Genomic DNA, 25,804 nt, shown 5'->3' on the forward strand with positions numbered 1-25,804 from the left:
AAAGGACCTTTGGACCCATGACCGATCTTCACCCCGTGCGCCGCGCGTTGCTTTCCGTTTCCGACAAGACCGGGCTGATCGAGCTGGGTAAGGCGCTGGCTGAACGCGGGATCGAGCTGCTGTCGACCGGCGGCACCGCCAAGGCGCTGCGCGATGCGGGGCTTGAGGTGAAGGACGTGAGCGAGATCACGGGTTTCCCCGAAATGATGGATGGGCGCGTCAAGACATTGCACCCGATGGTGCATGGCGGTCTGCTGGCACTGCGGGACAACGACACGCATGTCGCGGCGATGGATGAACACGGCATCGGTGCAATCGATTTGCTGGTCGTGAACCTCTATCCGTTCGAGGCGACCGTGGCCAAAGGTGCCGATTACGACACCTGTATCGAGAATATCGATATCGGCGGCCCTGCAATGATCCGCGCAGCGTCCAAGAACCACGCTTTTGTAAACGTGGTTGTGGATGTCGAAGATTACTCGTCCTTGCTGGATCAGCTGGAGGAGAATTACGGAAAAACGTCCTACGGTTTCCGTCAATGGTTGGCGCAAAAGGCTTATGCTCGCACGGCCGCCTATGACACAGCGGTGTCCAATTGGATGGCCGACGCGCTGCAGCTTGAGGCCCCAAAACGCCGCGCCTTTGCCGGTGAACTGAAACAGACTCTGCGCTATGGCGAGAACAGTCATCAGCAGGCGGCCTTCTACACCGATGGTACGAACCGCCCGGGCGTCGCGACCGCCGTGCAGCATCAGGGCAAGGAACTGAGCTACAACAACATCAACGACACCGATGCGGCCTTTGAACTGGTAGCCGAGTTCGATCCGGCGCAAAGCGCCGCCTGTGCGATCATCAAACACGCCAACCCTTGCGGTGTGGCCAGGGGCGCGACCCTGCTGGACGCCTACAAAGCCGCGTTCGACTGTGACCGCACCTCGGCCTTTGGTGGCATCATTGCGCTGAACCAGCCATTGGATGCCGAAACCGCGCAGGAAATCACCGGCATTTTCACCGAGGTCGTGATTGCGCCGGGTGCGTCGGACGAGGCCAAGGCGATCTTCGCCGCCAAGAAAAACCTGCGTCTGCTGACGACTGAGGGCCTGCCTGATGTGGCTACAGGTGGCAAGACGGTGCGTCAGGTGGCCGGAGGCCTGCTGGTGCAGGACAAGGATAACGGCTTTGTTGGCATGGATGACCTGAAAGTCGTCACCAAGAAGGCCCCGACCGACGAACAGATGCGTGACCTGTTGTTCGCCTGGAAGGTTGCTAAACACGTCAAATCCAACGCCATCGTCTATGTCAAAGATGGCGCGACCGTTGGTGTTGGCGCAGGCCAGATGAGCCGTCTGGACTCGGCCATGATTGCCGCCAAGAAAGCCGAACGTATGGCCGATGCGCTGGGCTTGCCGCAGCCGCTGACGATCGGGTCCGCCGTGGCCTCGGATGCGTTCTTCCCGTTCCCCGACGGCCTGATGGAGGCTGCGGAGGCTGGCGCGACCTGCGTGATCCAGCCCGGCGGCTCGATGCGTGACGACGAAGTCATCGCTGCTGCAGATGAGGCAGGGCTGGCCATGGTCTTCACCGGCATGCGCCACTTCCGTCACTGATGCGCTATCGTTTGCTTTTTTGGGCTGGGCTGGCCGCATTTCTGATCGACCAGATCAGCAAGTATCTGGTCGTTCATGTGATGCGTGTGGCCGAAGGGAATATAGACGTCCTGCCGCCGCTCTTGGTGTTCAAATACGGTGAGAATCGGGGTATCAATTTCGGCCTGTTTCAGGGCAATACCGATGCTGCCCGCTGGGTGCTGATCGGGATATCGCTGGTGATCTCGGTCGGCGTGCTGATCTGGTTGTTGCGCACAACACCGTCGAAGCTGATGCTGTTTTGCGGCGGGTTGCTGATCGGCGGCGCGATGGGCAATGTCATAGATCGCTTGCTTTATGGGTATGTTCTGGATTTCCTGAACATGTCCTGTTGCGGCATCAATAACCCCTTCGTGTTCAACCTTGCCGACGTGTTCATTTTCGCCGGAGCGATCGGATTAGTGCTGTTCGAAGGCAAAAAGGCCTCGTGACGCGCCATTTGAAATGCGATAAAAGCGCCTGAAACAGGCTGGAGACTCTGATGCGGCTGCCGCGTTCCATAATTGCTTTGACATTGGCCTTTGCCGCGGCGGGGTGTTCCGATATCGGGCTGCGCCACCTTCAGGCACCTGGCGCGGGTCCGGATGAATTCTCAGTTCTGCCTGTCAAACCGTTGACCGAGCCCAAAGACTACGCCTTTCTGCCCGCGCCTACGCCAGGTGGTGAAAACCTGACTGATCCAACCCCAAAGGCGGATGCGGTGGTTGCCTTGGGCGGGAACGCAGCATCGCTGAACCCAAACACGGCCATTCCGTCCGCTGACGCCGCCCTTGTGACTGCTTCCAGCCGCTATGGCGTTCCGGCTAATACCCGGCAGGAGATTGAAGCTCAGGATGCCGAGTTTCGCAGAAAGCAGGCCCGCCTGACGCGCTTGCGCTTGTTCAATGTGGACCGTTATTCGCAGGTTTATCGCCGTGAAACGCTGAACCCCGACATTCAGAACGAGGCAGCACGCCAAGCCGGGATCGAAACGCCTTCGTCGCCGCCGGTAGATGAATAATCTTTAACTTTTCGTCATCGGTCTTGAACCCGCGCGGCACCACCGTAGTTTGAACAGCATAAATCAAACGGAGGATGCCCTATGGTTCGGGCCCTGGCATTGTCGGCTGCCCTGATCGCCGCAACCCCTCTTGCTGCAAGCGAGGGGCACGAGGCGGTCACTACCTTTACGCTGGACAACGGCATGGATGTCGTCGTGATAGAAGATCACCGCGCGCCTGTGGTGCAGCATATGGTCTGGTATCGCGCGGGGTCAGCAGATGAGCCCGTGGGATCATCAGGCGTGGCGCATTTTCTGGAACACCTGCTGTTCAAGGGCACCGACACTCTGGCCCCAGGAGAATTCTCCGCCACCGTTGCGGCCAATGGTGGTACCGACAACGCCTTCACGTCCTATGATTACACTGCCTATTTCCAACGCGTCGCCGCCGACCGGCTGGAATTGATGATGCGGATGGAAGCGGACCGGATGCGCAATATCCGCCTGAGTGAAAATGATATTGTCACCGAGCGTGACGTCATCCTTGAGGAGCGCAATCAGCGCACCGACAACAGCCCCCGTGCCCTGTTCGGCGAGCAGATGAGCGCGTCACAGTACCTAAACCATCGCTATGGTGTTCCAATCATCGGCTGGCGGCACGAGATGGAAACGCTAGACATGGAGGACGCGCTGTCCTTCTACCAGACCCATTATGCCCCCAATAACGCCATTCTGGTCGTCACCGGTGATGTCGAACCGGACGAGGTCAAATCGTTGGCCGAGCAGTATTACGGCGTGATCCCCGCCAATCCGGATCTGCCAGAGCGCGTGCGCTCGCAAGAGCCGCCGCAAACCGCAGAACGCCGTCTGACATACAAGGATGCGCGCGTTTCGCAGCCATACGTGCAACGCAGCTATCTGGCCCCCGAGCGTGATCCGGGCGATCAGGAGAAAGCCGCTGCTCTGTACATGTTGGCGGAACTTCTGGGGGGCAGCACCACATCCTATCTGAATGAAAAGCTGCAATTCGAGCAGCAAAAGGTTGTCTACACCGGCGCGTTCTACCGGGGTGTCTCGCTGGACGATACAACCTTTGATCTGATCGTCGTGCCGGCTGCAGGTGTTTCTCTGCAAGAGGCCGAGGATGCAATGGATCAGGTGGTTGCAGACTTCATCGCCGAAGGTGTGAACGAAGACGACCTTGACCGGATCAAGATGCAGCTGCGCGCGTCGCAAACCTATGCGCGCGACAATGTGGACGGGATTGGAAACCGCTATGGCCGCGCCCTGACCAGCGGTCTGACGGTCGAGGATGTGCAGGCCTGGCCCGATATCCTGCAGGCAGTGACAGCGGATGAAATCATCGCCGCCGCCCGCGAGGTGATACAACCGGAAACATCGGTTACCGGCTGGCTAATGCGCGATGATGAGGTGACGCAATGAAACGGATTTTTGCAACCCTGATCGCCTTTGTCATCGCACTGCCTGCTTGGGCTGAAATCGAAATTGAAGAGGTCACTTCTCCCGGTGGGATCACCGCATGGCTGGTCGAGGATCACTCGATCCCCTTCACCGCGTTGGAGCTGCGCTTTCGCGGCGGTACATCGTTGGATGATCCGGACAAACGAGGCGCGGTCTACCTGATGAGCGGTTTGATCGAGGAAGGCGCAGGCGACATGGATGCCCGCACCTATGCGCGCGAGTTGGAGTCGCTGGCGGCCTCTTTCCGTTACAACGCAACTGACGACACGGTGTCGATCACCGCGCAGTTCCTGACCGAAAACCGCGATGATGTGATTGACCTGCTGCGCACAACCATTCACGATCCCCGCTTTGATCAGGATGCGGTGGACCGGGTAAAGGCGCAGGTGCTGTCCGGCCTCAAATCCGACCAAACCGATCCAAATGACATTGCGGGCCGCAACTTTGCGCGCATGGCTTATGGAGATCACCCTTACGGCACAGAAGGCAAAGGCACGATCGAAAGCGTGACAGCCCTGACGCGCGACGACGTGGTCACTGCGTATCAGGATGTCTTTGCCAAAGACCGGATGTATATCGGGGCGGTGGGTGACATAACCCCCGAAGAGCTGGGTGCGTTGCTGGATGAATTACTGTCTGACCTGCCGGAAACGGGCAAGCCGATCCCTGAACGTGCTGATGTATCCATCCCCGGAGGTGTCAGCGTGGTCGAGTTCGACACGCCGCAATCCGTGGCCTTGTTTGGTCAGGCTGGTATTGACCGCGACGATCCCGATTTCTTTGCCGCCTTCATCCTTAACCACATCCTTGGCGGAGGCGGGTTTGAAAGCCGCCTGATGCAGGAAGTCCGTGAGAAGCGCGGCTTGACCTATGGTATTGGCACTTACCTGGTGCCCAAGGATTTAGCCTCGGTCTACTTGGGATCCGTGTCGTCCAGCAATGATCGCATTGCCGAAGCGGTTGAGGTTATCCGAGACGAATGGGCTCGCGCCGCGTCCGAAGGTGTGACCCAGAAAGAGCTGGACGATGCCAAGACCTACCTGACCGGTGCTTATCCGTTGCGATTTGACGGCAATGGCCAGATTGCGGGGATCATGGTCGGGATGCAGATGGAAGACTTACCCATCGACTATATCGCCACCCGTAATGACAAGGTGAACGCGATAACGCTGGAAGAGGTTAACCGGGTCGCCGCCGAACTGCTCGACCCGGAGGGGCTGCATTTTACCGTGGTTGGAAAGCCCGTGGGTCTGGAAACCACGAACTAAGAAATAGGGGCTGAGCGCTGCTCAACCCTTTTTCATACTGCGCAGCATCTGCCCCATCATCTGGCCGAACTTTCCTGACCCGCGCTGGTACAGTGCGCCGTCAACGGCCAGAACCGTGCCGCTGATATAACTGGCCATGTCCGAGCTAAGGAACAGACAGGCGTTCGCCACGTCCTGCGGCTGCCCCCAGCGGCCCAAGGGGACGTCCTTTCGCAAGGCTTCTCCGGCATCCGGAGTTGGGGCCAGACGTTTCGCACCTTCGGTGCCCTCGATAAAGCCCGGTACGACCGAGTTCACGCGGATGCCTTCTACGCCCCATTCCATAGACAGGGTGCGGGTGATCTGATCGACGCCTGCCTTGGCGGCGCAGACATGAGCCTGACCTTCGTAAGGCAGATAAGACTGTGGGGCCGAGATGTTGATGATGCTGGCGCCGGGGCGCTTCAGATAGGGATACGCCCCTTTCATCACGTGGATCGTGCCCATCAGGTCGATATCGATCACGGTTTTGAAGGCATTGACCGACATCTCGGCGGCCAGCGCGGGGAAATTACCCGCTGCGCCCGACACCAGAACGTCAAAATCGCCAAACGCGTCGTGGAACTGCTTCAAGCCCGCAGCTACCGCTTCGGGGTCGCGAACGTCAAAGGCCGCCCCAATGGCGTCCTGTGCGCCCGCTTCTTTCAGCGCGGCGATGGTGTCATCGACCTTTTCCTGAGAACGGCTGGCGACGGCCAATTTGGCACCCGAGGCCGCAAAAGCCTCGGCAATGCCGCGATTGATACCGCTGGTTCCGCCAATGACGATGGCGGTTTTTCCTGAAAAATCCATGTAGGCCTCCCTTGGAGGGGAGCCCTACTCGCCGTAGGGCACCCAGATGTTTTTGACTTCGGTCGCAGCCTGCAGGAAGCGGCGAGAATGGTCCACGCCCCAATCAAATGCCGTCGCGTTATTCACCCAGGCCCGTTTCAGGTTCCCGGCCGAGACGACCTCGATCTCTTTTGACAGGTCGGTGGAGGAGAACGACCAGACCGCATCGACGTTCAGGTGCGAGGCCAGCGGTTTCGCCAGCTCTGCATGGCTGCCGGTCAGGATGTTGACCACGCCCGCAGGAACGTCGGACGTCTCGAGGATCTGGTAGAAATCCGTCGCCGCCAGCGGATAGGGTTCCGAGGCCACCAGAACCGTCCGGTTGCCCATTGCTATTGCCGGGGCCATCGCCGAAACCAACCCAAGCAGAGGTGCTTCGTCGGCGCAGAGCGCTCCGATGACACCCACGGACTCCTTCATGGCAATCGCCACGCCGCGGATCGGAACACCGTGTACCTGACCGTCATACTTGTCGGCCCAGGCGGCGGCAGAGAACAGGCGCTGGATCGAGGCCTCAACCTCTTTCGAGCCGTCTTTCTTACCGGTCATGGCGTCGATACGTGTGGCGAACTCGTCGGCACGGGCCGAAAGGTTTTCACCGATGTAATACAGGATCTGCGCCCGCAGATGGCCGGTGGTCCTGGACCAGCCTTTAGCGCCCGCCGCGGCCTCAACCGCGTTCCGGACGTCCTTGCGATTACCAAGCCCCACATGGCCCAGCAGGCCGGACTTGCCCCAAACAGGTTTCGAATAGCCGCTGTCAGGTCGCGCCTGCTTGCCACCGACATACATTTTGGCGGTGCGATCGATGGGATCGGCCGGAGCGCCCTCGCCACCGGTCGCTTCAACTTTCGCCAGCGGCTTGGCTTTGCCTTTGGGCTTGGTGTAGGCCGCCAGACCTTCCCAACCGCCTTCACGGCCAAAGCCGCTTTCGCGTACACCGCCGAACCCGGCAGCCGCGTCGAACAGGTTGGTGGCGTTCACCCAGACCACGCCCGCAACCAGCTTGGGCGCGATGTCCAGCGCCAGGTTCACGTTCTCGGTCCAGACTGTCGCGGCCAGCCCGTAACGGGTGTTGTTGGCCAGTTCGACCGCCTCTTCCGGCGTGCGGAAGGTCGAGGAGACCAGCACGGGGCCAAAGATCTCTTCCTGCATTAGCGGGTCCGAGGTCTCCAAGCCCGAAATCAGCGTCGGCGGGTAGAAGCAGCCATTCGCGGGCAACTCGCAAGCCGCCTGATGGACGTGGCCAACCGTGTTGCTTTCGACCATGCCCTTGATGGTCTGCAACTGGACCGGATCCACAACTGCGCCCACGTCGATGCATTTATCCAGCGGATCGCCAATGCGTAGCTTGTCCATCCGGGCGCGTAGCTTGTCGTGGAAGCGGTCAGCGATACCTTCTTGCACCAGCAGGCGAGAACCCGCACAGCAGACCTGACCCTGATTGAACCAGATCGCATCGACCAAGCCTTCGATGGCACTATCGATATCGGCGTCGTCGAAAACGACGTAAGCAGACTTACCGCCCAGCTCCAATGTCAATTCCTTGCCCGAACCGGCAGTTGCCTCGCGGATGCGGCGACCTACGACGGTCGAGCCGGTAAAGGCGATTTTGTCTACATCTGCGTTCACGATCATCTCGCCCACGGCTCCGTCGCCGGTCACGATGTTGACCACGCCCTTCGGGAGGCCAGCTTGTGAGCAAATATCGGCAAACAGCAGCGCGGTCAGTGAGGTATACTCGGCCGGTTTCAGTACCACCGTGTTGCCCATGGCGATCGCGGGAGCAATCTTCCACGCCAGCATCAGCAAAGGGAAGTTCCACGGGATGATCTGGCCGCACACACCCAGCGCCTCAGCGTCTGGCAGTTCGCTTTCCATCAACTGTGCCATGCCCGCGTGATAGTAGAAATGCCGCTGCGCCAGTGGGATGTCGATGTCGCGCGACTCGCGGATCGGTTTGCCGTTGTCGAGGCTTTCCAGCACGGCAAACAGTCGCGAGTGTTTCTGCAGCAGCCGCGCAATGGCATAAAGGTACCGCGCACGGCCCGCGCCGCCCAGCTTTTCCCATTTCGGTTGCGCCTTGCGCGCGGCGGCAACGGCGGCGTCCACGTCGGCCTGTTTTGCCTGTGTCAGTTTGGCCAGTACTTCACCGGTCGCCGGGTTGCGGCTTTCAAAGCCTTTGCCGGGTTTAGTGAAGGCGCCGTCGATGTATTGACCGAACTTGTCACCCTGATCGACCAGCCAGGCCAGAGCCTCGGCAACGCTTTCGGGGGCAGGGCCATAGTCCATGGTCTCGAAAATCTCTTTGACTGTCATTGTTCCTGTCCTCAGCCCATGGAGTGACGGTAGCCGGCGGAGTATGCGCCCGTTACATAATGTTCCAACTGCCGCTCGATATCGCCCAGCAGCGACGACGCGCCAAAGCGGAACAGGTCCGGTTCCAGCCAGCGATCGCCCAGCTCGTCCTTGATCAGCGACAGGTAGACCAGCGCGTCCTTGGCTTTCGAAATGCCACCCGCAGGTTTGTAACCGACCCGGTATCCAGTGCGGTCGTAATAGTCGCGGATTGCGCGGATCATCACCAGCGAAACGGGCAGGGTGGCGTTGACGCTTTCCTTGCCGGTTGAAGTCTTGATGAAATCCGCACCCGCCATCATGCAAACCAGCGAGGCGCGCGCGACGTTGCGCAGGCTACCCAGCTCTCCGGTGGCGAGGATGGCTTTGACATGCGCATCGCCGCAGGCGACGCGGAAGGCCTTCATCTCATCATACAAAGCCTGCCAGTCCCCGGAAAGAACGTGACGGCGCGAGATGACGATGTCGATCTCTTCGGCCCCGGCTTTTACGCTTTCTTCGATCTCGGCCACGCGCAGGTGAAACGGTGATAGACCAGCGGGGAAACCGGTGGATACCGCAGCGACCGGAATGCCGGTGCCTTTCAGCGCCTCTACGGCGGTTTCGATCATGTCATGATAAACGCAAACGGCCCCAGTTGTGATCGCGGGCATGTCCAGTGCTTGCAGAACCGAAGATGCGACCGGTTGGCGCGCTTTGGCGCACAAGCGGCGCACGCGACCCACGGTATCGTCGCCGGACAAGGTGGTCAGGTCGATCATCGTGACCGCCTTCAGCAGCCACGCAGCTTGATACTCTTTCTTCACCGACCGACGACCGGGTAGGGTCGCGGCGCGGCGTTCAATGGCCGAAGTATTGACCTGCACGGCGCGCACCCAGTCCAGATCAAGATCCATACCGGGGTTTCTGGGCTCGGTCACTTGCGGCAGATGCGCGGTGCGCACGGGGCTTTCTGAGCTCTGCGTTTCCATCTTCACATCCTTTGGGAGGTTTGCGCCAAAATCGCACGGCTTGCGCCTGAATGGAAGGCATACCGGCGTCCCGAGTGCAATTTTTTTGACCAAATGGACAAAATTGAAGTTTTCTTGCGAATAATTCGCAATAGCGTTGACTTAGTTGCGAATGGTTCGCATATTCAGGAGCATGAGGATACCTAAATGGGGTCAGCAATGATTCGTCGTAGTTTTCTTGCAGCTTTGGCTTTTGCCGCTGCTTTGCCGGTCGCGGCGTGGGCCGAGGCACCACTGAAAGTGGTTGCAACCACGGGCATGATTGCTGATGCGGCGCGTCAGGTTGGTGGTGATCAGGTTGAGGTCAAGGGCCTGATGGGGCCGGGCGTCGACCCGCATGCCTATCGGCAGACCCGCAGTGATATCGTGGCGATGACGCGCGCGGATCTGATCCTGTGGCACGGTCTTTATCTTGAGGCGCAAATGGAGGACTTCTTCCATGATCTCGGACGCAAACGCCCGGTCGTGGCTGTGGCCGAGGGTGTCGACAAGTCCAAGCTGCGCGCGCATGACGATTATGCCGACAAGTACGACCCTCATGTATGGATGAGCCCGGCGCTGTGGCGCGACGTGGTGGTTGAGGTTCAAGCAGCCCTGACCGAGGCCCGCCCGGAAGCTGCCGATATCTTCCAAGCCAACGCGCAGGCGCACCTGGCTGAGATCGATCAGTTGGAGGCCTATGGCAAGCAGGTGCTGGCTGCTGTGCCGGAAAACAACCGTGTGCTTGTGACGGCCCATGATGCCTTTGGCTATTTCGGTGAGGAATATGGCTATGAAGTGTTGGGCATTCAGGGCATTTCGACCCAGTCCGAGGCCGGCCTGAACCGGATTGGCGAGTTGGTCGACACCTTGGTGGATCAGCAACTGACGGCTGTGTTCGTCGAAAGCTCGGTATCCGACCGGTCAATGCGTGCGCTGATCGAGGGTGCTGCGGCCAAAGGTCATGATGTCGGCATCGGCGGAGAGCTGTATTCCGACGCTATGGGAGAACCGGGCACCTATGAGGGCACTTATATCGGGATGTTGGATCACAACATTTCTGTGATCGCCGGAGCACTGGGCGCCGATGTGCCCGAACATGGCATGAACGGCAAATTGTCGGCGGGGTTTTGAGTGATGTTGGAGCTGGCCGCGCAACAGGGCGTTTCGGTCGCCGGGAAAGGCCTTGAGGGAAGCCCGCTGGCCATCCGTGGCCTGACCGTGTCCTACGGTCAGAAACCAGCGGTGTTTTCGGTGGATATGACCGTGCAGTCCGGCGCGATGACTGCGATTATCGGGCCGAACGGGGCGGGGAAGTCGACCTTGCTCAAGGCGGCGCTGGGTATCGTCACACCGTTGTCCGGGCAGGTTTCCGTTTTTGGTGAGCCGCTGGAGAAACAGCGCGCCAGAATTGCCTATGTCCCGCAGCGGGCAAGTGTTGACTGGGACTTTCCCACGCGCGTGATTGATGTGGTGCTGATGGGTCTGTCTCGCGAGTTGGGCCTTCTGGGCCGCGTGCGGGCGCGCCACATGGCCTGCGCGATGGATTGCCTGCATCGGGTCGGGATGCGCGATTTCGCGGATCGCCAGATCGGTCAGCTTTCAGGTGGTCAACAACAGCGTGTATTTCTGGCTCGTGCCCTGGCGCAAGACGCAGACCTGTACCTGCTGGATGAACCTTTCGCAGGCGTCGATGCGGCGACCGAAAAGGCGATCATCGCTGTGCTTAAGTCATTGAAAGAGGCGGGCAAGACAGTGGTCGTCGTGCATCATGATCTGGCCACCGTGACGGACTATTTCGACCATGTTTTCCTGATCAACACGCGCAAAGTGGCCGAGGGAACTGTGGCTGAGGCCTTCACCGCCGAAACCCTGCAATCGGCCTACGGAGGCCGTCTGGCCACCGCCCAGATCGACCAGATCTCGCGCGCATTGGGGTAAATCATGCTTTGGGATGCTCTGACCCTGCAGCTGGGCTACAACGCCACGCTGGTCGCTATTGGTGCGACTTTGCTAGGCGTATCTGCCGGCGTAACGGGCACGTTCCTGTTCCTGCGCAAACGCGCGCTGGTCAGTGATGCAATCAGCCACGCGACGCTGCCCGGGGTCTGCCTCGGGTTCATGGTTCTGGTCGCCTTTGGGGGCGACGGGCGCAATCTGATTGGCTTGTTGGCCGGGTCGGCGGTCTCGGCCTGGATTGGGTTGCTGTGTATGAACTGGCTGACCCGCCACACGCGGCTGGCCGAGGATGCCGCGATTGGTGCGGTCCTTTCCGTGTTCTTTGGCTTTGGCATTGTGCTACTGACCGTGATCCAGACAATGGGCGTAGGCCGCCAGGCCGGGCTCGAAGGGTTCCTGCTTGGCTCTACCGCCGGGATGCTGTGGGCGGATGCATTAATCATCGCGATCGGTGGGGCGGCAACACTATTGCTGGTCATGATTATTCGCCGCCCGATGACTATGGTGGCTTTTGATCCGGAATATGCCGCCGCCCGAGGGCTGCCGGTACACCGTATCGACCTTGCCATGATGGGTTTGGTCATGGCGGTTACCGTGGTTGGTCTGAAGATTGTCGGACTGATCCTGATCGTGGCACTGCTGATCATCCCCCCCGTTACCGCTCGATTCTGGTCAGAGCGTTCCGACCGCGTCGTGTTACTGGCTGGATTGGCCGGAGGGTTGGCCGGCTATCTGGGCGCGGCGTTGTCAGCTTCGGCCCCCAACCTGCCGACCGGTCCGATCATCGTGCTGGTCAGCTTCGGCTTCTTCGCGTTGTCCATGTTCTTAGCCCCGGTCCGCGGTGTTCTGGCAGCCGTCCTGCGACATATGCGGTTCCAGCGTCGGGTCCATATCCGGCAGGGGCTGCTGGCACTGGCACAAGGGCAGAAGATCTATGAGCCTTTGACCCTGCGCCTGTTGCGGCGTGCCGGCTTGGCCAGAGCCGACGGCGTGGCCACTGAAACAGGCAAAGCCCGGGCTGCTAAGGCGCTGCGTGACGAGAAACGCTGGGAAATCGTCAGGGCAGATCAAACGCATGAAGCGACGGCTGCGCTTTATGACGGGCTTCGAGATATCGAAACCGTCCTGACCCGCGACCAGATAGCCGAGATCGACCGCCTGATCGGTGGCCCGCAGGAGGTTCCGGCATGAGCGGTGAAGAATTCGTGCCCCTGTCACTGACGCCCCTGCTTATCGGCACATTTGCGGCAATCGCCTGTGCATTGCCCGGCAACTTTCTGGTCTTGCGAAAACAGGCCCTGATCGGCGACGCGATCAGCCATGTAGTGCTGCCCGGTATCGTTGTGGCCTTTCTGGTGACCGGAGCGATCTCGACCTGGCCCATGATGCTGGGTGCTGCGGGTGCGTCCGTTATGGCTGTGGTTCTGATCGAAGCCGTTCGGCGGTTGGGGCAGATCGAGGCAGGTGCCGCGATGGGTGTTGTCTTTACGACCATGTTCGCGGCCGGGGTCCTGTTGCTGGAACAGACCGATACATCGACCGTGCATCTGGATGTCGAACATGCGCTTTATGGTAATCTGGAAAGCTTGATCTGGTTGGACGCGACGGGTTGGTCTTCTGTACTGGACCCTGTGGCGTTGGCGGGGCTACCACCGGAATTGTCCCGGATTGCGCTGACCTTGCTGGGGGTTTCGCTATTTGTGTGGCTTTTTTGGCGGCCACTAAAGATTTCCACCTTTGACGAAGGGTTCGCGCGCACCATTGGTATCCGGACCGGAGTTCTGGGTATGGCCTTGGTGATCACGGCCGCGATTGCCGCTGTGGCGGCATTTGACGCCGTTGGATCGATCATCGTGATTGCCATGTTTATCTGCCCACCTGCAGCCGCGCGCATGATGACCAACCGCCTGGAAACCCAGATCGCATGGAGTGTCGCCTTTGCCATCCTGTCGGCTGTCTTCGGATATGTGCTGGCCGGATATGGCCCGCTTTGGCTTGGGGCGGCGGATGCGGTCAGTGCAGCAGGCATGATCGCAACGATATCTGGTCTGATCCTCGCGTTTGCGGCTTTGTGGGGCCCCTGCCGGACACGGGCGGGTGCACCCGGAACCGCTTGACCCGGCACTTTCCCGCCACCGGGCTTTGCACCGCATCGGCCAAACTTTGCCACCCGGATTGGGGACAGGAGAGTCTTCACGTCCCGTAATCGGATTCGTGGTACAAAATGTCTCAGGATTATTGGATGACCACCACTCACTCCGGATCGTTCGAGCAATCGCACCCAGACTAGCTACTTGTCTGGAAGGTACGGTGTGATTGTTCGAACGCCCCCTCCCCACAATTGAATTATGTGCCTAAGCGGTGGCAGAATCGTGCATGGTTGTGCTAGGTCTGGTGGTATGGCGCAGGCACACCCCAATATCAGCGAAAATCGCCCGGTAATCCGGCAACTTGATGATGCGGCGATCAACCGTATCGCGGCGGGTGAGGTTGTTGAACGCCCGGCATCTGCAGTTAAGGAATTGGTGGAAAACGCCATCGACGCAGGCGCAACCCGCATCGCGATCGACATCGCTGATGGGGGCAAGACGCTGATTCGCGTCACCGATGATGGCTGCGGGATTGCTGCTGAGGATCTGCCATTGGCCCTGTCGCGCCATGCGACGTCGAAAATCGACGGGTCGGATCTGCTGAATATCCACACTTTCGGTTTTCGCGGTGAAGCGCTGCCATCGCTGGGCGCGGTTGGCCGCTTGACCATCACCAGCCGGGTGCCGGGGGGGGAAGCGGCCTCGATCCACGTCGCAGGTGGTCGAATGGACAGGGCAAAACCTGCGGCCTTGCGTACCGGCACAGTCGTTGAACTGCGCGATCTGTTCTTCGCCACCCCGGCCCGATTGAAGTTCATGCGCACAGACCGGGCCGAGGCGCAGGCGATCAACGACACCGTCAAACGACTGGCCATGGCCGAGCCTGCGGTGACGTTCACCTTGCGTGACGTCTCTGGTGGTGGAGAGGGGCGCGTGACCTTCCGGGCCGATCGCGAAAATGGCGATCTGTTCGACGCGCTTCATGCCCGGCTGGCTCGCGTGATCGGGCGTGAGTTTGCGGAAAATGCGCTGCAGATCGATGCGACACGCGAGGGGATCCGGTTGTACGGCTATGCGGCCCTGCCGACCTATTCGCGGGGCGCGGCGGTGGCACAGTATCTGTTCGTCAACGGGCGGCCTGTTCGGGACAAGATGCTGACAGGGGCACTGCGGGCGGCCTATTTTGATTTCCTCAGCCACGATCGGCATCCGGCGGCGGCGTTGTTCATCGATTGTGATCCGACGCTGGTGGATGTGAATGTGCATCCGGCAAAGTCCGAGGTCCGGTTCCGCGATCCGGGTGTGGCCCGCGGATTGATCGTTTCGGCCCTGCGGCACGCGCTGGCCGAGGCTGGGCACAGGGCCTCCTCGACTGTGGCTAATGCAACGCTGGGCGCGATGCGCCCCGAACCGGCGCAACCTGCGCCCGCTCGGGTGTACCAGATGGACCGCCCCTCGTCAGCTACACGGCAGGCGGCGTATCAGGCGCAAGCACCCGGCTTCGCCGAGCTTTCACGAGATTACAGCGGCAGCGTGGTCGAACCACCCCCGGCCCCGGTCGCAGAAGCTCCGGTCGAGGACCTGCCATTGGGCGCTGCGCGTGGACAGGTGCATGAGAACTACATCATCGCGCAAACAGCGGATGGCATGGTGATTGTCGACCAGCACGCCGCGCATGAGCGGCTGGTCTATGAAAAGCTCAAGACCCAGATGGCTGAAAACGGGGTTTCTGCGCAGGCGCTGCTGATCCCCGAAATTGTCGAGCTGTCCGAAGGTGATTGCGCCCGTCTGATGGCGGTGGCTGACGACCTGTCGCGTCTTGGCCTGACAATAGAGCCCTTTGGCGGCGGTGCGGTCGCCGTGCGGGAAACGCCAGCCATTTTGGGTGAGGTGGATGCCCGCGCGATGATCCTCGATATCCTCGACGAACTGTCCGATCAGGGCGAAAGCCAGACCGTGCAGGCGCGGATCGAGGCGATCCTTAGCCGGGTGGCCTGTCACGGCTCGGTCCGGTCGGGTCGCCGGATGCGGGCCGAGGAAATGAACGCCCTGCTGCGCGAAATGGAGGCGACGCCCCATTCCGGTCAATGCAACCACGGGCGGCCAACCTACGTGGAATTGAAGCTGAGCGATATCGAGCGATTGTTCGGCCGTAGTTGATCCAATGGCCTTGTTGGGTTAAGGAGAATAAAACAAGAACATCCGAGGCGACATGATCGAGATTGCAGGAACCCAATATGCGTTGAACGACCCCGTGGTATTGGCCGTGGGTGGGGTTGTTGCGCTGATCCTTTTGCTGCTGTTTTTGTCACTGCGAGCGGCAAACAGATCTGCCCGCATGGCAGAACCGCTGGCACGGCAACTGGCGCATCTGGGGCAGAATGTTCAGCAGTTGGGGCAGGGGCAGGAACAGTTACGCGGCGGGCTGCAGCATGTCTCGGACACGCAGGCCAATGCACAAGTGCAGGTGATACAGACGGTCGAATCGCGCCTGTCCTCGGTCCAGCAGCAGATGAATGACCGGCTGGCGGATAACGCGATGAAATCGGCGCGCGCGATGGCCGAGATGCAGGAACGGATGAAGGAATCCCTGCACGGCTCGTCAAAACAGACGGCGACGTCGCTGACGCAGTTGCAGGAACGTCTGGCGGCCATCGACAAGGCACAGGACAATATCACAAAATTATCGGGCGATGTGCTGTCCTTGCAGGACATCCTGTCGAACAAGCAAACACGCGGCGCGTTTGGAGAGATTCAGCTGAACGACATCGTGTCCAAGGCGCTGCCTTCTGACAGTTTCCAGCTGCAGGCAACGTTGTCGAACGGGCGGCGTGCAGACTGTTTGATCAATCTGCCGAACCCTCCGGGGCCGATTGTGATCGATAGTAAATTCCCGTTGGAGGCCTATGAAGCGTTAATCGGCTCAACCAACGATATGGAGCTGAAAGCGGCCGTCCAGATGTTCCGCAGCACCGTGCGCAAGCACATCAATGACATTTCCGAAAAGTACATTCTGGATGGCGAAACCGCTGATGGCGCATTGATGTTCCTGCCGTCTGAAGCAGTCTATGCCGAATTGCACGCCAAATTCCCGGAACTGGTGCAGGAGAGTTTTAGCAAGCGTGTTTGGATCGTCTCACCCACCACATGCATGGCAACATTGAACACAATGCGCGCGATCCTGAAAGACGCGCGGATGCGTGAACAGGCAGGCGCGATCCGCAAAGAGTTGGGCTTGCTGCACAAAGATGTGGAACGTTTGGGCGACCGCGTTTCTAACCTAGATCGCCATTTCGGGCAGGCAGCCAAGGATATCTCGGAAATCAAGATCAGCGCCGAAAAGGCTGGCCGCCGGGCGCAGAGATTGGACAATTTCGATTTCGAAGAACTGGCACCGGACGATCACACCAACGTCGTGCCCCTGGGCCAGTCCGAGGGGTAAGCGCTACTGGATCGACAGGTCGAGATTGTAGCCGACCGTCTTGTCCGTATCGCGGTCATTGCCCATCAGGTAGACTCGGATCGTGTAGTCTCCGTCCTCGGGCAGTTCGATGCGGGCGGTGTTTCCGTCGATAGAGCCGTTGTAGATCGCAACACCATCACTTCCGGGTGGAAGAATGTTGAAGTAGATCACGCCATATCCGTTTGTGTCGCTGACCTTGAGGTCAGCAAACATCTTTTGCCCGGCTTTTGCGCCGAGCTTGTAGTCGAAATACTCGTTTCCAGTGACAGCGCCGTTTACCATCGTTCCGAAATTGCCCTGTTCGAACTTTACAACAGCAGCACGTTGAGGCAACGCGCCTGATGCAAAGCCCATCAGGGTGAGAGTCAAAATCAGAACTCGGACCATTCTTATGTCTCCACCATTCGGTTCACCGCATCACACTAGCACGTGAGCGCCGCCCGCGTCAGATGCGCAGGAAGGGCTGGAACAGACGTGGCATCAGCTTGTTGAATTTCAGCGGCGCGTCGGTGACCGCCAGACAAATGCAATCTTCGGAGATATCGGCTGTCGGGGTATGGTGCAGATCTTCATCCGCAATTTCCACATCACCCCGGGCGAAACGGTCGACCTCGTCCGAAAACGCGCCCTTCAGGACCATTGTTAACTCCACGCCATTATGGCTGTGGTCAGGCACCGCGGTTCCCGCCGGAATGAACAGCAGCCGGGCGGTCGCCTCGCCGGTCGTCGGTAAAATAGCCTGCTTGACCCCCATGCCGATTGGCCGCCAGCGGATGTCATTCACGTCACCTCCGACATAATCCTGCAACGGGGTTGGCAAAACCGAACAGCTTGGGCGCTTGGGATTTGCAACCGGCGCGCCGTCTGCAATCAAAGCCATTGTCTCCGCAAGCGCCTTGTCATTCATCGCAACGGTCGCGTCCTGTTCTTCCAGAACAAATCCACCGACGGCGTCAAAACTTTCCGCCCGTGCGCGGCAATGATCACACAAGGACAGATGCGTCGCGACCATCAGGTCGAACGCCTCGGGCAGAGTGCCTGCGGCGTAGGCCATCAGCAGGTCGTCCGTCAGGTGATGTTTGATCTTGTTGCTCATATCCGTCATCTCAATTCATCGCATGGCGCAAGCGGTCCAGCGCCAGCCGTATCCGTGATTTGATCGTGCCCAGTGGCAATCCGGTCTGAGATGCAATTTCCCGATGACTCAGATCGCCAAAATAGGCTTTCTCGATCAGCTGTCTTTGCGCCTCTGGCAACGCGGTCAAAGCGCCGCGTAGCTGCGCGGTTTCCTGTTGCAGCGCAAGTACGTCGTCCTGTTCCGGCTCTGCCTCAGGCCCCCATCCCAAATCCTCGGGCTCGGGGCGGCGTTGCTTGCGCAGTACGTCGATGCGCTTGTTCCGGGCAATTGTGAACACCCAAGTGGCCACGGTTGCCCGTGCGGGATCAAACAAATGCGACTTGTGCCAAAGAGTTGCCATCACTTCCTGCGCGCACTCTTCAGCCAGGGCCGCATCCGAGCCCGACTTTATCAGGAACGCCTTGATCCGCGGTGCGAAATGCTGAAACAACTCAGCAAACGCGGCCTGATCCTGTGCATCCCTTATGCGTCTGACGTGGCTCACCCACTCAGCTCTGGTGTCACAACTGTCTTCCGCTCGGTTCACCGGTTTTCCCTTGATGCGTTTCTTCGCGCGCCACGGTTTCTGTGAAGGCCTGCTGGCCACCGGTTCATCCAAGGTCGCGGTATCGATCTCGGTAAACATAACAACATTACGCAGTGTGGCCCAAGCTGGATCACATTGTGGTGCTATTTTAATCCGAACCGGACCATGTTTCGTATGATAAGTATGTATATGACGAAAAAAAGAGCGCCGTTTGAACGGCTTGCAGGCAAGATGGGAAATCGCTTGGAATGAATAGAGTCGATCATATTGCGGGCCATACCTATCACGGTCGCAAAGGTAGGATTGAGAATGCGTTTCGGTATTCCATCGACTACATCCTGCTGGACCCCGAAGCCCGGCCTGACACGCCTTTTTTATTTTCGATGAACCGCGCCAATGCGATGTACTGGCGAGACCTCGACCACGGTGGTGAGCCCGGCAAAGGCCAGGGCGCGGTGTGGTTGCGTGCGAAATTCGATGAGATGGGTGTGACACAACCTAAACGGCTTGAGTTGTTGACGCAGCCGCGGGTGCTTGGGCATGTGTTCAACCCGGTCAGCTTTTGGTTCTGCTTCGATGCCGACGGGCAGCTATTTGCCGTGGTGGCCGAAGTCACCAACACCTACGGTACGCGCCACAACTATCTGTGCAATAATCCGGGTTTTGCGCCGATCCAACCAACAGATTGCATCGTTGCGGACAAGCTGATGCATGTCTCGCCGTTTCAGAAAATAGAAGGCACATACGAGTTCCGGTTCGATCATCGCCCCGAGCGTGTCGGTGTCTGGATCGACTATGGCCGAGAGGCTGGTGGGTTGATTGCCACCTTGACCGGGCCACGTGCGCCGCTAACCAACCGGGCGATCTTGTGGTCGTTGCTGCGCCGGCCCTTCGGGGCCCGGCGTGCATTTTTCCTGATCCTGTGGCAGGCGCTCAAGCTCAAGGTCAAAAAGGCCCGGTTTGTCCCCTTCCGAACGGCTCCAGTTCCTGATCAGCCGATGTCCCGCAGCGGCAAGCCCTAGACCACGGGTTTTTGCTCAAGATCAAAGACTCAGGCCGATCACCGTGGTTGTGGTATTATTGAAACCGCGAATACGAGGAGCTGGGTCATGATGGAGATTTCGCCAAGGAAAATCGCTCAGGTCGCGATGATGGGGCGCGAGTTGGATCGCGCCGAGGGCGAATTGCGCGCCTTCATCGACCGGATGAGCGAGGACGAGCAGGCTGAACTGGTAGCTGTCATGTGGGTCGGGCGTGAAAGCTTTTTCGCCGAAGATTTGCCCGAGGCCATCGCGACTGCCAAGTCCGAAGCCTCGACCCCTTGCGCGGATTACCTGATCGGAACGCCGCACCTGTCGGATCACCTTGAGAACGGCTTGGACGCGCTGGGTATTTCGGCCGAGGATGTTGAAAACGACCTGATGTAAGTGCACTGGCTGCGCGCAGCCGGCCCAGATCACAAATTGCAAGATGTTCGCCGCGCACCCGGTTTTCGGATACCATGACTAGGAAATCCGAGAGCAAACCCATTCAGGTTGGGGTGTCGGGAAACGGATCATGACCCGTGTGGCGCGTCTTGCAAATGGTTGCAGTACTCGCGTTTTGCCTGGGCTTTGGGTCTCGGCCCGCCCAATCCTGCGGCGTCTGCATCGAGCTTCCGGAGTATTCACTGGCGGATCACATTTCTTTCCGCGCACGTGATTGTGTTGGCCGCACCATCGTCAGAAACCCCTTCAGGTTCTCTCCAGTTTCGATCGTGCAGGGCACACCGGAACAGGTCGAGGCTTTGCCCGAAATACCCTTTCTGGTCGACAGCGTCACGCCTTTCGTGCGGATCCGAACACAACGGTATCAATGGTCTACAGCGCAGGGTATCGGGACAAGGTCGACCGGGGTCTGTCGAGCGGCTGGATCAATGGGTTCCTGATGACACCGGATCGGAATCGTTTCCTTGAGATTTTGCGTGCAAGTGGGAGGGGTTGGGCCAGTGGCGTAACAGACCGTGCGGCGCAGGTTGCCTTCTACAGCGACGATCTCGCGCACGAAGGTCGCATGCTGCGCAACGTGGCATTTATCGAAATCCACCGCGCACCGTATAGGTTTGTGATCTAACTGACCGATGCCCTGCCAACCGCACAATTGTTGCAGGATTTACGCAATCCCAATCGTCTGGCCCCCGCACCGGCGCTCATCCGATTGTTGGGACTTCAGTCGGACCTGAGGCAGGGAACGCGTAAGGTTTGCGTATCAAATGCGCCTCGCAGCAGAGGCCTAAATATGTACGAATGGGGGCTGGCGGGGAACTCAGTGGATGGTGATAGGGCGATTCCGAAAATCGAAAACTCGCTGCAGCGGCGTCGCTTACGGTTCATAATAGTAGACTGGCGCGGATAAGACGTGGCTTTCACCAAGAAAATGTATCCGTGATAGCACCGACGTAATCCGTTTCAGAAAAATAACGAGCTTGATCAAAATCGCCTTGTATCTGGTCGACAGGCAAGGATATACCGGCCAGCGGAGACGTGGCCGAGTGGTCGAAGGCGCTCCCCTGCTAAGGGAGTAGGCCCGGAAGGGTCTCGAGGGTTCGAATCCCTTCGTCTCCGCCACTTTTTTCCGAGATGGCTGTAATCGCGAAGTCGACGCCGTCCGTCGCGCTTTCCACTTTTCGCAACGCAGTCAGAGGCTCATCTCCAGTCGAGCGTCCGGGAAGCGGTTCAGGACAGTTGTCATATCTCCTTTGGGAAGAGCGCAAAGGGCGGTTGAAAGACCGTCGGCAAGAGCTGCGGTTTTGGCTGAGACCGACAAAACCCGATGCTCTGGAGATTGGCCTTTCGGGCTGAGAATATGTCCGTACCTGTCCGTTAACATCAGATCCGCGTTGTCCGAAGTAGCTACGGCTCGGTCACGCAGCGCGATACGCTTTATGAGCCGCCGTTTCGGGCCGACAAGACCGACCTGCCAGTCCTGCTTGTCATAACGCCGTCCCAGGGCGGCAATTTCGCCCATGTCTACCAGCACATCTGTCAGACCTTGTGACTTAAGCAGGTCGGCAATTCGATCCGTGATCGCCCCTTGGGCAATGCCGTTTAGTGTTAGTGCCGATTGCCCGGGGTAGGGCAAGCGGATGATGTCCCTGCCAACCGAGACCCGGGTCCACCCAACGGTCTTTCTGGCCGCCGCAACGTCGCCACTAGTGGCCAATGCTATCCAGAGAGACTGTATTGTCGGGTCGAAAGCTCCGTCGGAATTCTCGTGCAAAACCGAGCAAAGGCTGAGCAGGTTCAACAATTCGGGGGCCGGATGCGTCAGAGATCCATCTCGGTTCAAACGAGAAAGTTGGGAATTCGGGCGGTAGAGGCTGAAGATGTCCTCCAGACGCGTCACTTCGGCTTCGACGGCGGCAAATATCGGGCGAGCTTGCGCGTCTGACAACCCGACCAAATGCATGCTCGCTGGTGCGCCTAATGCAGAACCCCGCCACCGGGCTGGTGTCACCGGTGCGGCGATTGCCGGGCAGGCCGCGCTTGCAGCTGAGATGGTCAGGAAACGGCGGCGGGACAGAAGGGTCATGCGGGTGTCTCCAGTAGCAGGTCCAGGTCGACGGGGCCCAGCACTTCGGTGTCAGGGATGTCAGACAGAGGCAGGGCTGCACCGCCATATTGGTCAATGAAGGATGCGGCATCGTTCGGGTCGGAAAATGGCACCACCTCGCGCGCGCCCATTCCGCCCGCGACGTCCGAGCCGACCACAAAGGTGGCACTGTCGGCGTCGATCCAATTCGAGATACCGGGCTGGCGCCAATTGGGCGCGACGCTCATGTCGCTGACATAGACTGCCGTGATTTCGGCATCCCGCTCTGGGCTTTTCAGGTAGGCCACCATGTCGCGCACCTGCGCAAAGAACAGCGGCGTGGGGTAGCCTTCCAGATGGATCTGCCCCTTGGGTCCGCCATGTTCGGCGATGTTCATCTGACAGAAATAGCTTAGCGCATCGGGCGTCAGATCGACCGGGTCGGGAGCAACGGCCACCTCCTCTTTGCAGGCGGTCAGAGCAACCAGCGCGATGAGGCACAGACGTTTCACGGCTCGACCCTCCGAAATGCGGCCCGGGCAAGGGCAAAGCCGATCACCGGCCAGATCAACAGCGACGCAGGCGCAGCCCAGACGGGCAGGGCCTGTGCGGCACCGGTCATGCCGGACGCCATCGCGACACCTTCAGTCGCGGCGATGTTCCAAAGTCGAAATGCGTCGGCCGGGTTGGCTACCATCACCCACGGAAAGACGGATTGAGTGAAGGTGCCGCCCTTGTCCATGACGACAGCCCCCAACAGGCCCAGATCATAGAGGACGACAAAAACCAGCCAGAGCCCGGCCGACAGACCTGCTGCCGCCGTAGCGCCCCTCGCCAAAGCAGACAGCAGGTATCCCAGCGCCAGAAACACAGCGCCCAGCAGGATGGATGTGAGGATGAGGCGGACCAAAGCCATAAGGCTTTCCGGCCCAGCGCCACCGAACCAAGCAGCGACCGCACCCGCAGTGCCGAAACCGACGGTCATGGCAAAGGCCAATGCCGCCAGGTGGGCGGTGAATTTGCCCAGCAGGATTTCCCCGCGACCAGCGGGATAGGACAGCAGTAGCGACAGACTACCGCGGTCCACGTCTCCTGCGATGGCGTCGAATGCGATCATCAGTGCCAGTAGGGGCGCAAGATAGACCGACAGCGTGGTCATCGACGCGACCGAGACGGTCAGCATATCGACCCCTAGCGTGCCGGTCGGTGCGCTGCCCGCAAAGGTCAGCGCCAAGGCGAACAAAACCATGATCAAGGTAGCCATCAACAGCCAGCGGTTCCGGCGCAGGATCAACACTTCAGTTCGGGTAATGGCGAGGAAGCGGGTCATTACAAATCCTCTTGTGCATAGTGGCGATAGAGGTCCTCCAGCTTGGGCGGCGTCATTTCCACATCCGCCACCGCGTCGCCCATACCGGCGATGTGGCGCAGGGCCTCCATCTTGTCTTCGGGTGTGCAGAGCAACTCGACGGATGCGCCATTTATCCGGTTGCCGCCTAGCTCGGCGGCCAGGGCGTCAGGGTTGGCACTGGCACGTACCCTCAGGCGGATTGGCAGACCGGCCAACGCCGACAGGTTGGTCAGCGTGTCATCGGCGACCATCCGGCCCTTGCGCATGATGGCAATGCGGTCGGTGCGGGCCTCGACCTCGGTCAAAGCGTGCGAGGCGATCAGGACGGCGGTACCCTGTGCGGCCAACTCGTCGATGATGGCGTAAAGATCCTGCCGAGAAATTGGGTCCAAGCCCGATGTCGGTTCATCCAACAGGGCCACTTTTGGCTGACCCAGTAGCACCTGGGCAAGACCCAGACGTTGCCGCATCCCTTTGGAATAGGTGCCGATCCGTCGGTCTAATGCGTCACTCAGATCAACGCGCTCTAAGAGGCCGGGCACATCGGCTTTTGCGCCTGAAAGCTGCGCAAACAGGGTCAACTGCTCACGCCCGGTTAGCGCGGGATGAAACGAAACCGCCTCGGGCAGGTACGCCGTCTCGCGCCGCGCCTGCGCGCTGCCGGGGGTGGCGTCTCCGACCCGGATAGCTCCGTCCTGGATCGGTGTCAGACCGAGGATGGATTTGATCAGGGTCGACTTGCCCGCGCCGTTATGGCCCAGCAGCGCGACGCGCTGACCGGGGGCAAGTGACAGGTTGATATCGTCAAGAACGCGGGTTTTCCCTCGGTCCTTGCTGACATGGTCGATAATTAGGGCCTTATCCGTCATGAGGCACCTTTTTCATTGCTGGGGGTTCAGGGGCTTGCATCAGGGGATTGCTGTCCATCACGCCGCCCGGCAGCAGGGCCGGGAACGCGGATTGCGACCAGCGCACCAGCTGCACGGCGGGGGAGCCGAGCAGAAGTTTGGCTGCGGGTTGGGTCCACAGCACATGGTCCATAGAGTCATTGGGGCGATAGGGGGCATCGGCAATGCCGTTGCCATCCACGTCGTAGGCGACGAAATCGGACCAGTAATTGCCGCGCCCATCCTCGGACCACTCGACCCATTTGGTCGAGACGTATTTCACCTGTGTCCGGTTCCCGATGAATGAATTGCCAACGATGCGGTTGCGTTCGCTTCCGGCAGTAAAGTGGATGCCGATTCCGCATCCCTGGAACCAGTTGTCGGTGAATTCGTTTTTGTTCGAGTTATAGAGGAAGGTGCATTTTTCCTTGGCACCTTTCACCACATTGCCGGTGATGGTGCTTTTGTTGGCGTAGTTCAGCATTACGCCATGTTCGCGGTCACCAATCGAGACATTGTTGGCCACGGTCACATTGGTCGTGAACATCACCGCATAGCCCAGATCGTTACCGATCGAGACATTGTCACTGACCACCGAATTGTCCGCATACATATAATGCACCGCAAAGCGCAGATCGCGGAACAGGTTGCCGGTGAAGGTGTTCTTCTTGGACGAGTTCACAAAGATCCCGTCACGGCCATAGCGGATGTCGTTGTCTTCAACCCGCGCACCCGGCGCGTTCCAGACATAGACACCGTTGCCGCGGTCGTTCATCCGCCGGTCCTGACGGCCCTCGATCCGGTTGCCACGCACAATGCTTTCCTTGGCCCCGTGAATGTCGACGCCATAGAGATTACCCAGCAGCACGTTGTCTTCGACAACCGGCGCTTTGGCCGTTTTGGTCAGTTGGATACCGCTGTCGATCCCGTCATGGCTTGAGCCTGATCCGATCACGGTCAGCCCGCGTACGGTCACGCCCGGCCCGGTCACAGTGATAACACTGCCTTTGCCTTGTCCGTCGATGGTGGCCTGGCCCAACCCGTCAATGGTGACGGGCCGGTCCAGAACCAGGGTTTCGGTATAGATACCGGGGCTCAGGCGGAGGGTGTCCCCATCCGCCGCCTGTGCCAGTGTTTCATTGATGGCCCCCGCCCGGTTGGGCACATCCCAGTCCGCCGCCCAAAGGGGCGAGCCGAGCAGGAGCGGTATGAGCAGGGACCAACGCAT

General features: G+C 59.5%; 25 protein-coding genes and 1 tRNA gene. 15 read left to right on the forward strand and 11 right to left on the reverse strand.

Annotation, left to right across the window (positions count from 1 at the left end; all coding sequences use genetic code 11):
- Nucleotides 1–17 precede the first annotated feature (17 nt).
- From purH to GOW16_RS06105, 5 genes are all read left to right on the forward strand, one after another.
- Nucleotides 18–1,607: a bifunctional phosphoribosylaminoimidazolecarboxamide formyltransferase/IMP cyclohydrolase gene (purH, locus tag GOW16_RS06085; protein ID WP_170411808.1), complete on the forward strand. Its 1,590-nt coding sequence runs from the start codon at nucleotides 18–20 to the stop codon at nucleotides 1,605–1,607.
- Nucleotides 1,607–2,077 carry a signal peptidase II gene (lspA, locus tag GOW16_RS06090; protein ID WP_170411812.1) on the forward strand — a complete coding sequence of 157 codons (471 nt, stop codon included), beginning with the start codon at nucleotides 1,607–1,609 and terminating at the stop codon, nucleotides 2,075–2,077. The genes purH and lspA overlap by 1 nt, the downstream gene beginning before the upstream one ends.
- Nucleotides 2,078–2,127: 50 nt before the next feature.
- Nucleotides 2,128–2,646, forward strand: a complete 519-nt coding sequence (locus GOW16_RS06095; RefSeq protein WP_170411815.1) for a DUF3035 domain-containing protein — start codon at nucleotides 2,128–2,130, stop codon at nucleotides 2,644–2,646.
- Between the two features lie 81 nt (nucleotides 2,647–2,727).
- Nucleotides 2,728–4,068, forward strand: a complete 1,341-nt coding sequence (locus GOW16_RS06100; RefSeq protein ID WP_170411817.1) for a M16 family metallopeptidase — start codon at nucleotides 2,728–2,730, stop codon at nucleotides 4,066–4,068.
- The gene (locus GOW16_RS06105) at nucleotides 4,065–5,375 is read left to right on the forward strand and encodes a M16 family metallopeptidase (protein ID WP_170411819.1); all 1,311 of its coding nucleotides are present in this window, start codon (nucleotides 4,065–4,067) and stop codon (nucleotides 5,373–5,375) included. Before GOW16_RS06100 ends, GOW16_RS06105 begins: the two co-directional genes overlap by 4 nt.
- A gap of 21 nt (nucleotides 5,376–5,396) precedes the next feature.
- On the opposite strand, the gene GOW16_RS06110 is transcribed toward GOW16_RS06105, so the two are convergent.
- From GOW16_RS06110 to deoC, 3 genes are read right to left on the reverse strand one after another with little or no spacing between them, the layout of a single operon-like run.
- Entirely contained in the window at nucleotides 5,397–6,206 is an 810-nt protein-coding gene (locus GOW16_RS06110; RefSeq protein WP_170411821.1) for an SDR family oxidoreductase, read from the reverse strand.
- A gap of 24 nt (nucleotides 6,207–6,230) precedes the next feature.
- Nucleotides 6,231–8,564 (reverse strand): aldehyde dehydrogenase family protein, encoded by a 2,334-nt coding sequence (locus tag GOW16_RS06115; RefSeq protein WP_170411823.1) that lies wholly within the window; start codon nucleotides 8,562–8,564, stop codon nucleotides 6,231–6,233.
- A gap of 11 nt (nucleotides 8,565–8,575) precedes the next feature.
- On the reverse strand, nucleotides 8,576–9,574 hold the full coding sequence (deoC, locus tag GOW16_RS06120) for a deoxyribose-phosphate aldolase (protein WP_170411826.1): 999 nt from the start codon (nucleotides 9,572–9,574) through the stop codon (nucleotides 8,576–8,578).
- A gap of 198 nt (nucleotides 9,575–9,772) precedes the next feature.
- On the opposite strand from deoC, the gene GOW16_RS06125 reads away from it, so the two are divergent.
- The 6 genes from GOW16_RS06125 to GOW16_RS06150 all read left to right on the forward strand — a co-directional run bounded on the left by GOW16_RS06125 (nucleotide 9,773) and on the right by GOW16_RS06150 (nucleotide 17,083).
- A complete protein-coding gene (locus GOW16_RS06125) occupies nucleotides 9,773–10,726 on the forward strand; it encodes a metal ABC transporter solute-binding protein, Zn/Mn family (protein WP_170411991.1) in 954 nt (317 codons plus the stop codon).
- Nucleotides 10,727–10,729: 3 nt separating this feature from the next.
- Nucleotides 10,730–11,533: a metal ABC transporter ATP-binding protein gene (locus tag GOW16_RS06130; RefSeq protein ID WP_170411994.1), complete on the forward strand. Its 804-nt coding sequence runs from the start codon at nucleotides 10,730–10,732 to the stop codon at nucleotides 11,531–11,533.
- 3 nt (nucleotides 11,534–11,536) lie between these two features.
- Nucleotides 11,537–12,742 carry a metal ABC transporter permease gene (locus tag GOW16_RS06135; protein ID WP_170411828.1) on the forward strand — a complete coding sequence of 402 codons (1,206 nt, stop codon included), beginning with the start codon at nucleotides 11,537–11,539 and terminating at the stop codon, nucleotides 12,740–12,742.
- Nucleotides 12,739–13,668: a metal ABC transporter permease gene (locus GOW16_RS06140; RefSeq protein ID WP_170411830.1), complete on the forward strand. Its 930-nt coding sequence runs from the start codon at nucleotides 12,739–12,741 to the stop codon at nucleotides 13,666–13,668. Before GOW16_RS06135 ends, GOW16_RS06140 begins: the two co-directional genes overlap by 4 nt.
- A 282-nt stretch (nucleotides 13,669–13,950) precedes the next feature.
- Nucleotides 13,951–15,801 carry a DNA mismatch repair endonuclease MutL gene (gene mutL / locus GOW16_RS06145; protein ID WP_170411832.1) on the forward strand — a complete coding sequence of 617 codons (1,851 nt, stop codon included), beginning with the start codon at nucleotides 13,951–13,953 and terminating at the stop codon, nucleotides 15,799–15,801.
- A 52-nt stretch (nucleotides 15,802–15,853) separates the two neighbouring features.
- Nucleotides 15,854–17,083: a DNA recombination protein RmuC gene (locus GOW16_RS06150; protein WP_170411835.1), complete on the forward strand. Its 1,230-nt coding sequence runs from the start codon at nucleotides 15,854–15,856 to the stop codon at nucleotides 17,081–17,083.
- A 3-nt stretch (nucleotides 17,084–17,086) separates the two neighbouring features.
- On the opposite strand, the gene GOW16_RS06155 is transcribed toward GOW16_RS06150, so the two are convergent.
- Genes GOW16_RS06155 through GOW16_RS06165 form a run of 3 tightly spaced genes read right to left on the reverse strand, consistent with a single transcriptional unit; the run spans nucleotide 17,087 to nucleotide 18,867 of the window.
- Complete coding sequence (locus GOW16_RS06155; RefSeq protein WP_170411838.1) at nucleotides 17,087–17,491, reverse strand: hypothetical protein; 405 nt, start codon at nucleotides 17,489–17,491, stop codon at nucleotides 17,087–17,089.
- 58 nt (nucleotides 17,492–17,549) lie between these two features.
- Complete coding sequence (locus tag GOW16_RS06160) at nucleotides 17,550–18,200, reverse strand: ChrR family anti-sigma-E factor (RefSeq protein WP_170411842.1); 651 nt, start codon at nucleotides 18,198–18,200, stop codon at nucleotides 17,550–17,552.
- Nucleotides 18,201–18,210: 10 nt separating this feature from the next.
- Complete coding sequence (locus tag GOW16_RS06165; protein WP_170411845.1) at nucleotides 18,211–18,867, reverse strand: sigma-70 family RNA polymerase sigma factor; 657 nt, start codon at nucleotides 18,865–18,867, stop codon at nucleotides 18,211–18,213.
- A 149-nt stretch (nucleotides 18,868–19,016) separates the two neighbouring features.
- Between GOW16_RS06165 and GOW16_RS06170 the strand changes: the two genes are divergently transcribed.
- The 4 genes from GOW16_RS06170 to GOW16_RS06185 all read left to right on the forward strand — a co-directional run bounded on the left by GOW16_RS06170 (nucleotide 19,017) and on the right by GOW16_RS06185 (nucleotide 21,374).
- Nucleotides 19,017–19,790 (forward strand): DUF1365 domain-containing protein, encoded by a 774-nt coding sequence (locus GOW16_RS06170; protein WP_170411848.1) that lies wholly within the window; start codon nucleotides 19,017–19,019, stop codon nucleotides 19,788–19,790.
- Nucleotides 19,791–19,877: 87 nt separating this feature from the next.
- The gene (locus tag GOW16_RS06175; RefSeq protein ID WP_170411851.1) at nucleotides 19,878–20,195 is read left to right on the forward strand and encodes a DUF3775 domain-containing protein; all 318 of its coding nucleotides are present in this window, start codon (nucleotides 19,878–19,880) and stop codon (nucleotides 20,193–20,195) included.
- Between the two features lie 427 nt (nucleotides 20,196–20,622).
- Nucleotides 20,623–20,880: a hypothetical protein gene (locus GOW16_RS06180; RefSeq protein ID WP_170411853.1), complete on the forward strand. Its 258-nt coding sequence runs from the start codon at nucleotides 20,623–20,625 to the stop codon at nucleotides 20,878–20,880.
- 404 nt (nucleotides 20,881–21,284) lie between these two features.
- Nucleotides 21,285–21,374: transfer RNA gene (locus GOW16_RS06185), tRNA-Ser, on the forward strand.
- 70 nt (nucleotides 21,375–21,444) lie between these two features.
- Here GOW16_RS06185 and GOW16_RS06190 read toward each other — a convergent pair.
- From GOW16_RS06190 to GOW16_RS06210, 5 genes are read right to left on the reverse strand one after another with little or no spacing between them, the layout of a single operon-like run.
- On the reverse strand, nucleotides 21,445–22,338 hold the full coding sequence (locus GOW16_RS06190; RefSeq protein ID WP_170411856.1) for an FAD:protein FMN transferase: 894 nt from the start codon (nucleotides 22,336–22,338) through the stop codon (nucleotides 21,445–21,447).
- Nucleotides 22,335–22,850 carry a nitrous oxide reductase accessory protein NosL gene (locus GOW16_RS06195; protein ID WP_170411859.1) on the reverse strand — a complete coding sequence of 172 codons (516 nt, stop codon included), beginning with the start codon at nucleotides 22,848–22,850 and terminating at the stop codon, nucleotides 22,335–22,337. Before GOW16_RS06195 ends, GOW16_RS06190 begins: the two co-directional genes overlap by 4 nt.
- Nucleotides 22,847–23,668, reverse strand: coding sequence for an ABC transporter permease (locus GOW16_RS06200; protein ID WP_170411862.1), 822 nt, complete (start codon nucleotides 23,666–23,668; stop codon nucleotides 22,847–22,849). Before GOW16_RS06200 ends, GOW16_RS06195 begins: the two co-directional genes overlap by 4 nt.
- The gene (locus GOW16_RS06205) at nucleotides 23,668–24,558 is read right to left on the reverse strand and encodes an ABC transporter ATP-binding protein (RefSeq protein WP_170411865.1); all 891 of its coding nucleotides are present in this window, start codon (nucleotides 24,556–24,558) and stop codon (nucleotides 23,668–23,670) included. The genes GOW16_RS06200 and GOW16_RS06205 overlap by 1 nt, the downstream gene beginning before the upstream one ends.
- On the reverse strand, nucleotides 24,548–25,804 hold the full coding sequence (locus GOW16_RS06210; RefSeq protein WP_170411868.1) for a nitrous oxide reductase family maturation protein NosD: 1,257 nt from the start codon (nucleotides 25,802–25,804) through the stop codon (nucleotides 24,548–24,550). Before GOW16_RS06210 ends, GOW16_RS06205 begins: the two co-directional genes overlap by 11 nt.

The organism is Ruegeria atlantica (assembly GCF_013033965.1).
Classification (GTDB): domain Bacteria; phylum Pseudomonadota; class Alphaproteobacteria; order Rhodobacterales; family Rhodobacteraceae; genus Ruegeria; species Ruegeria atlantica_D.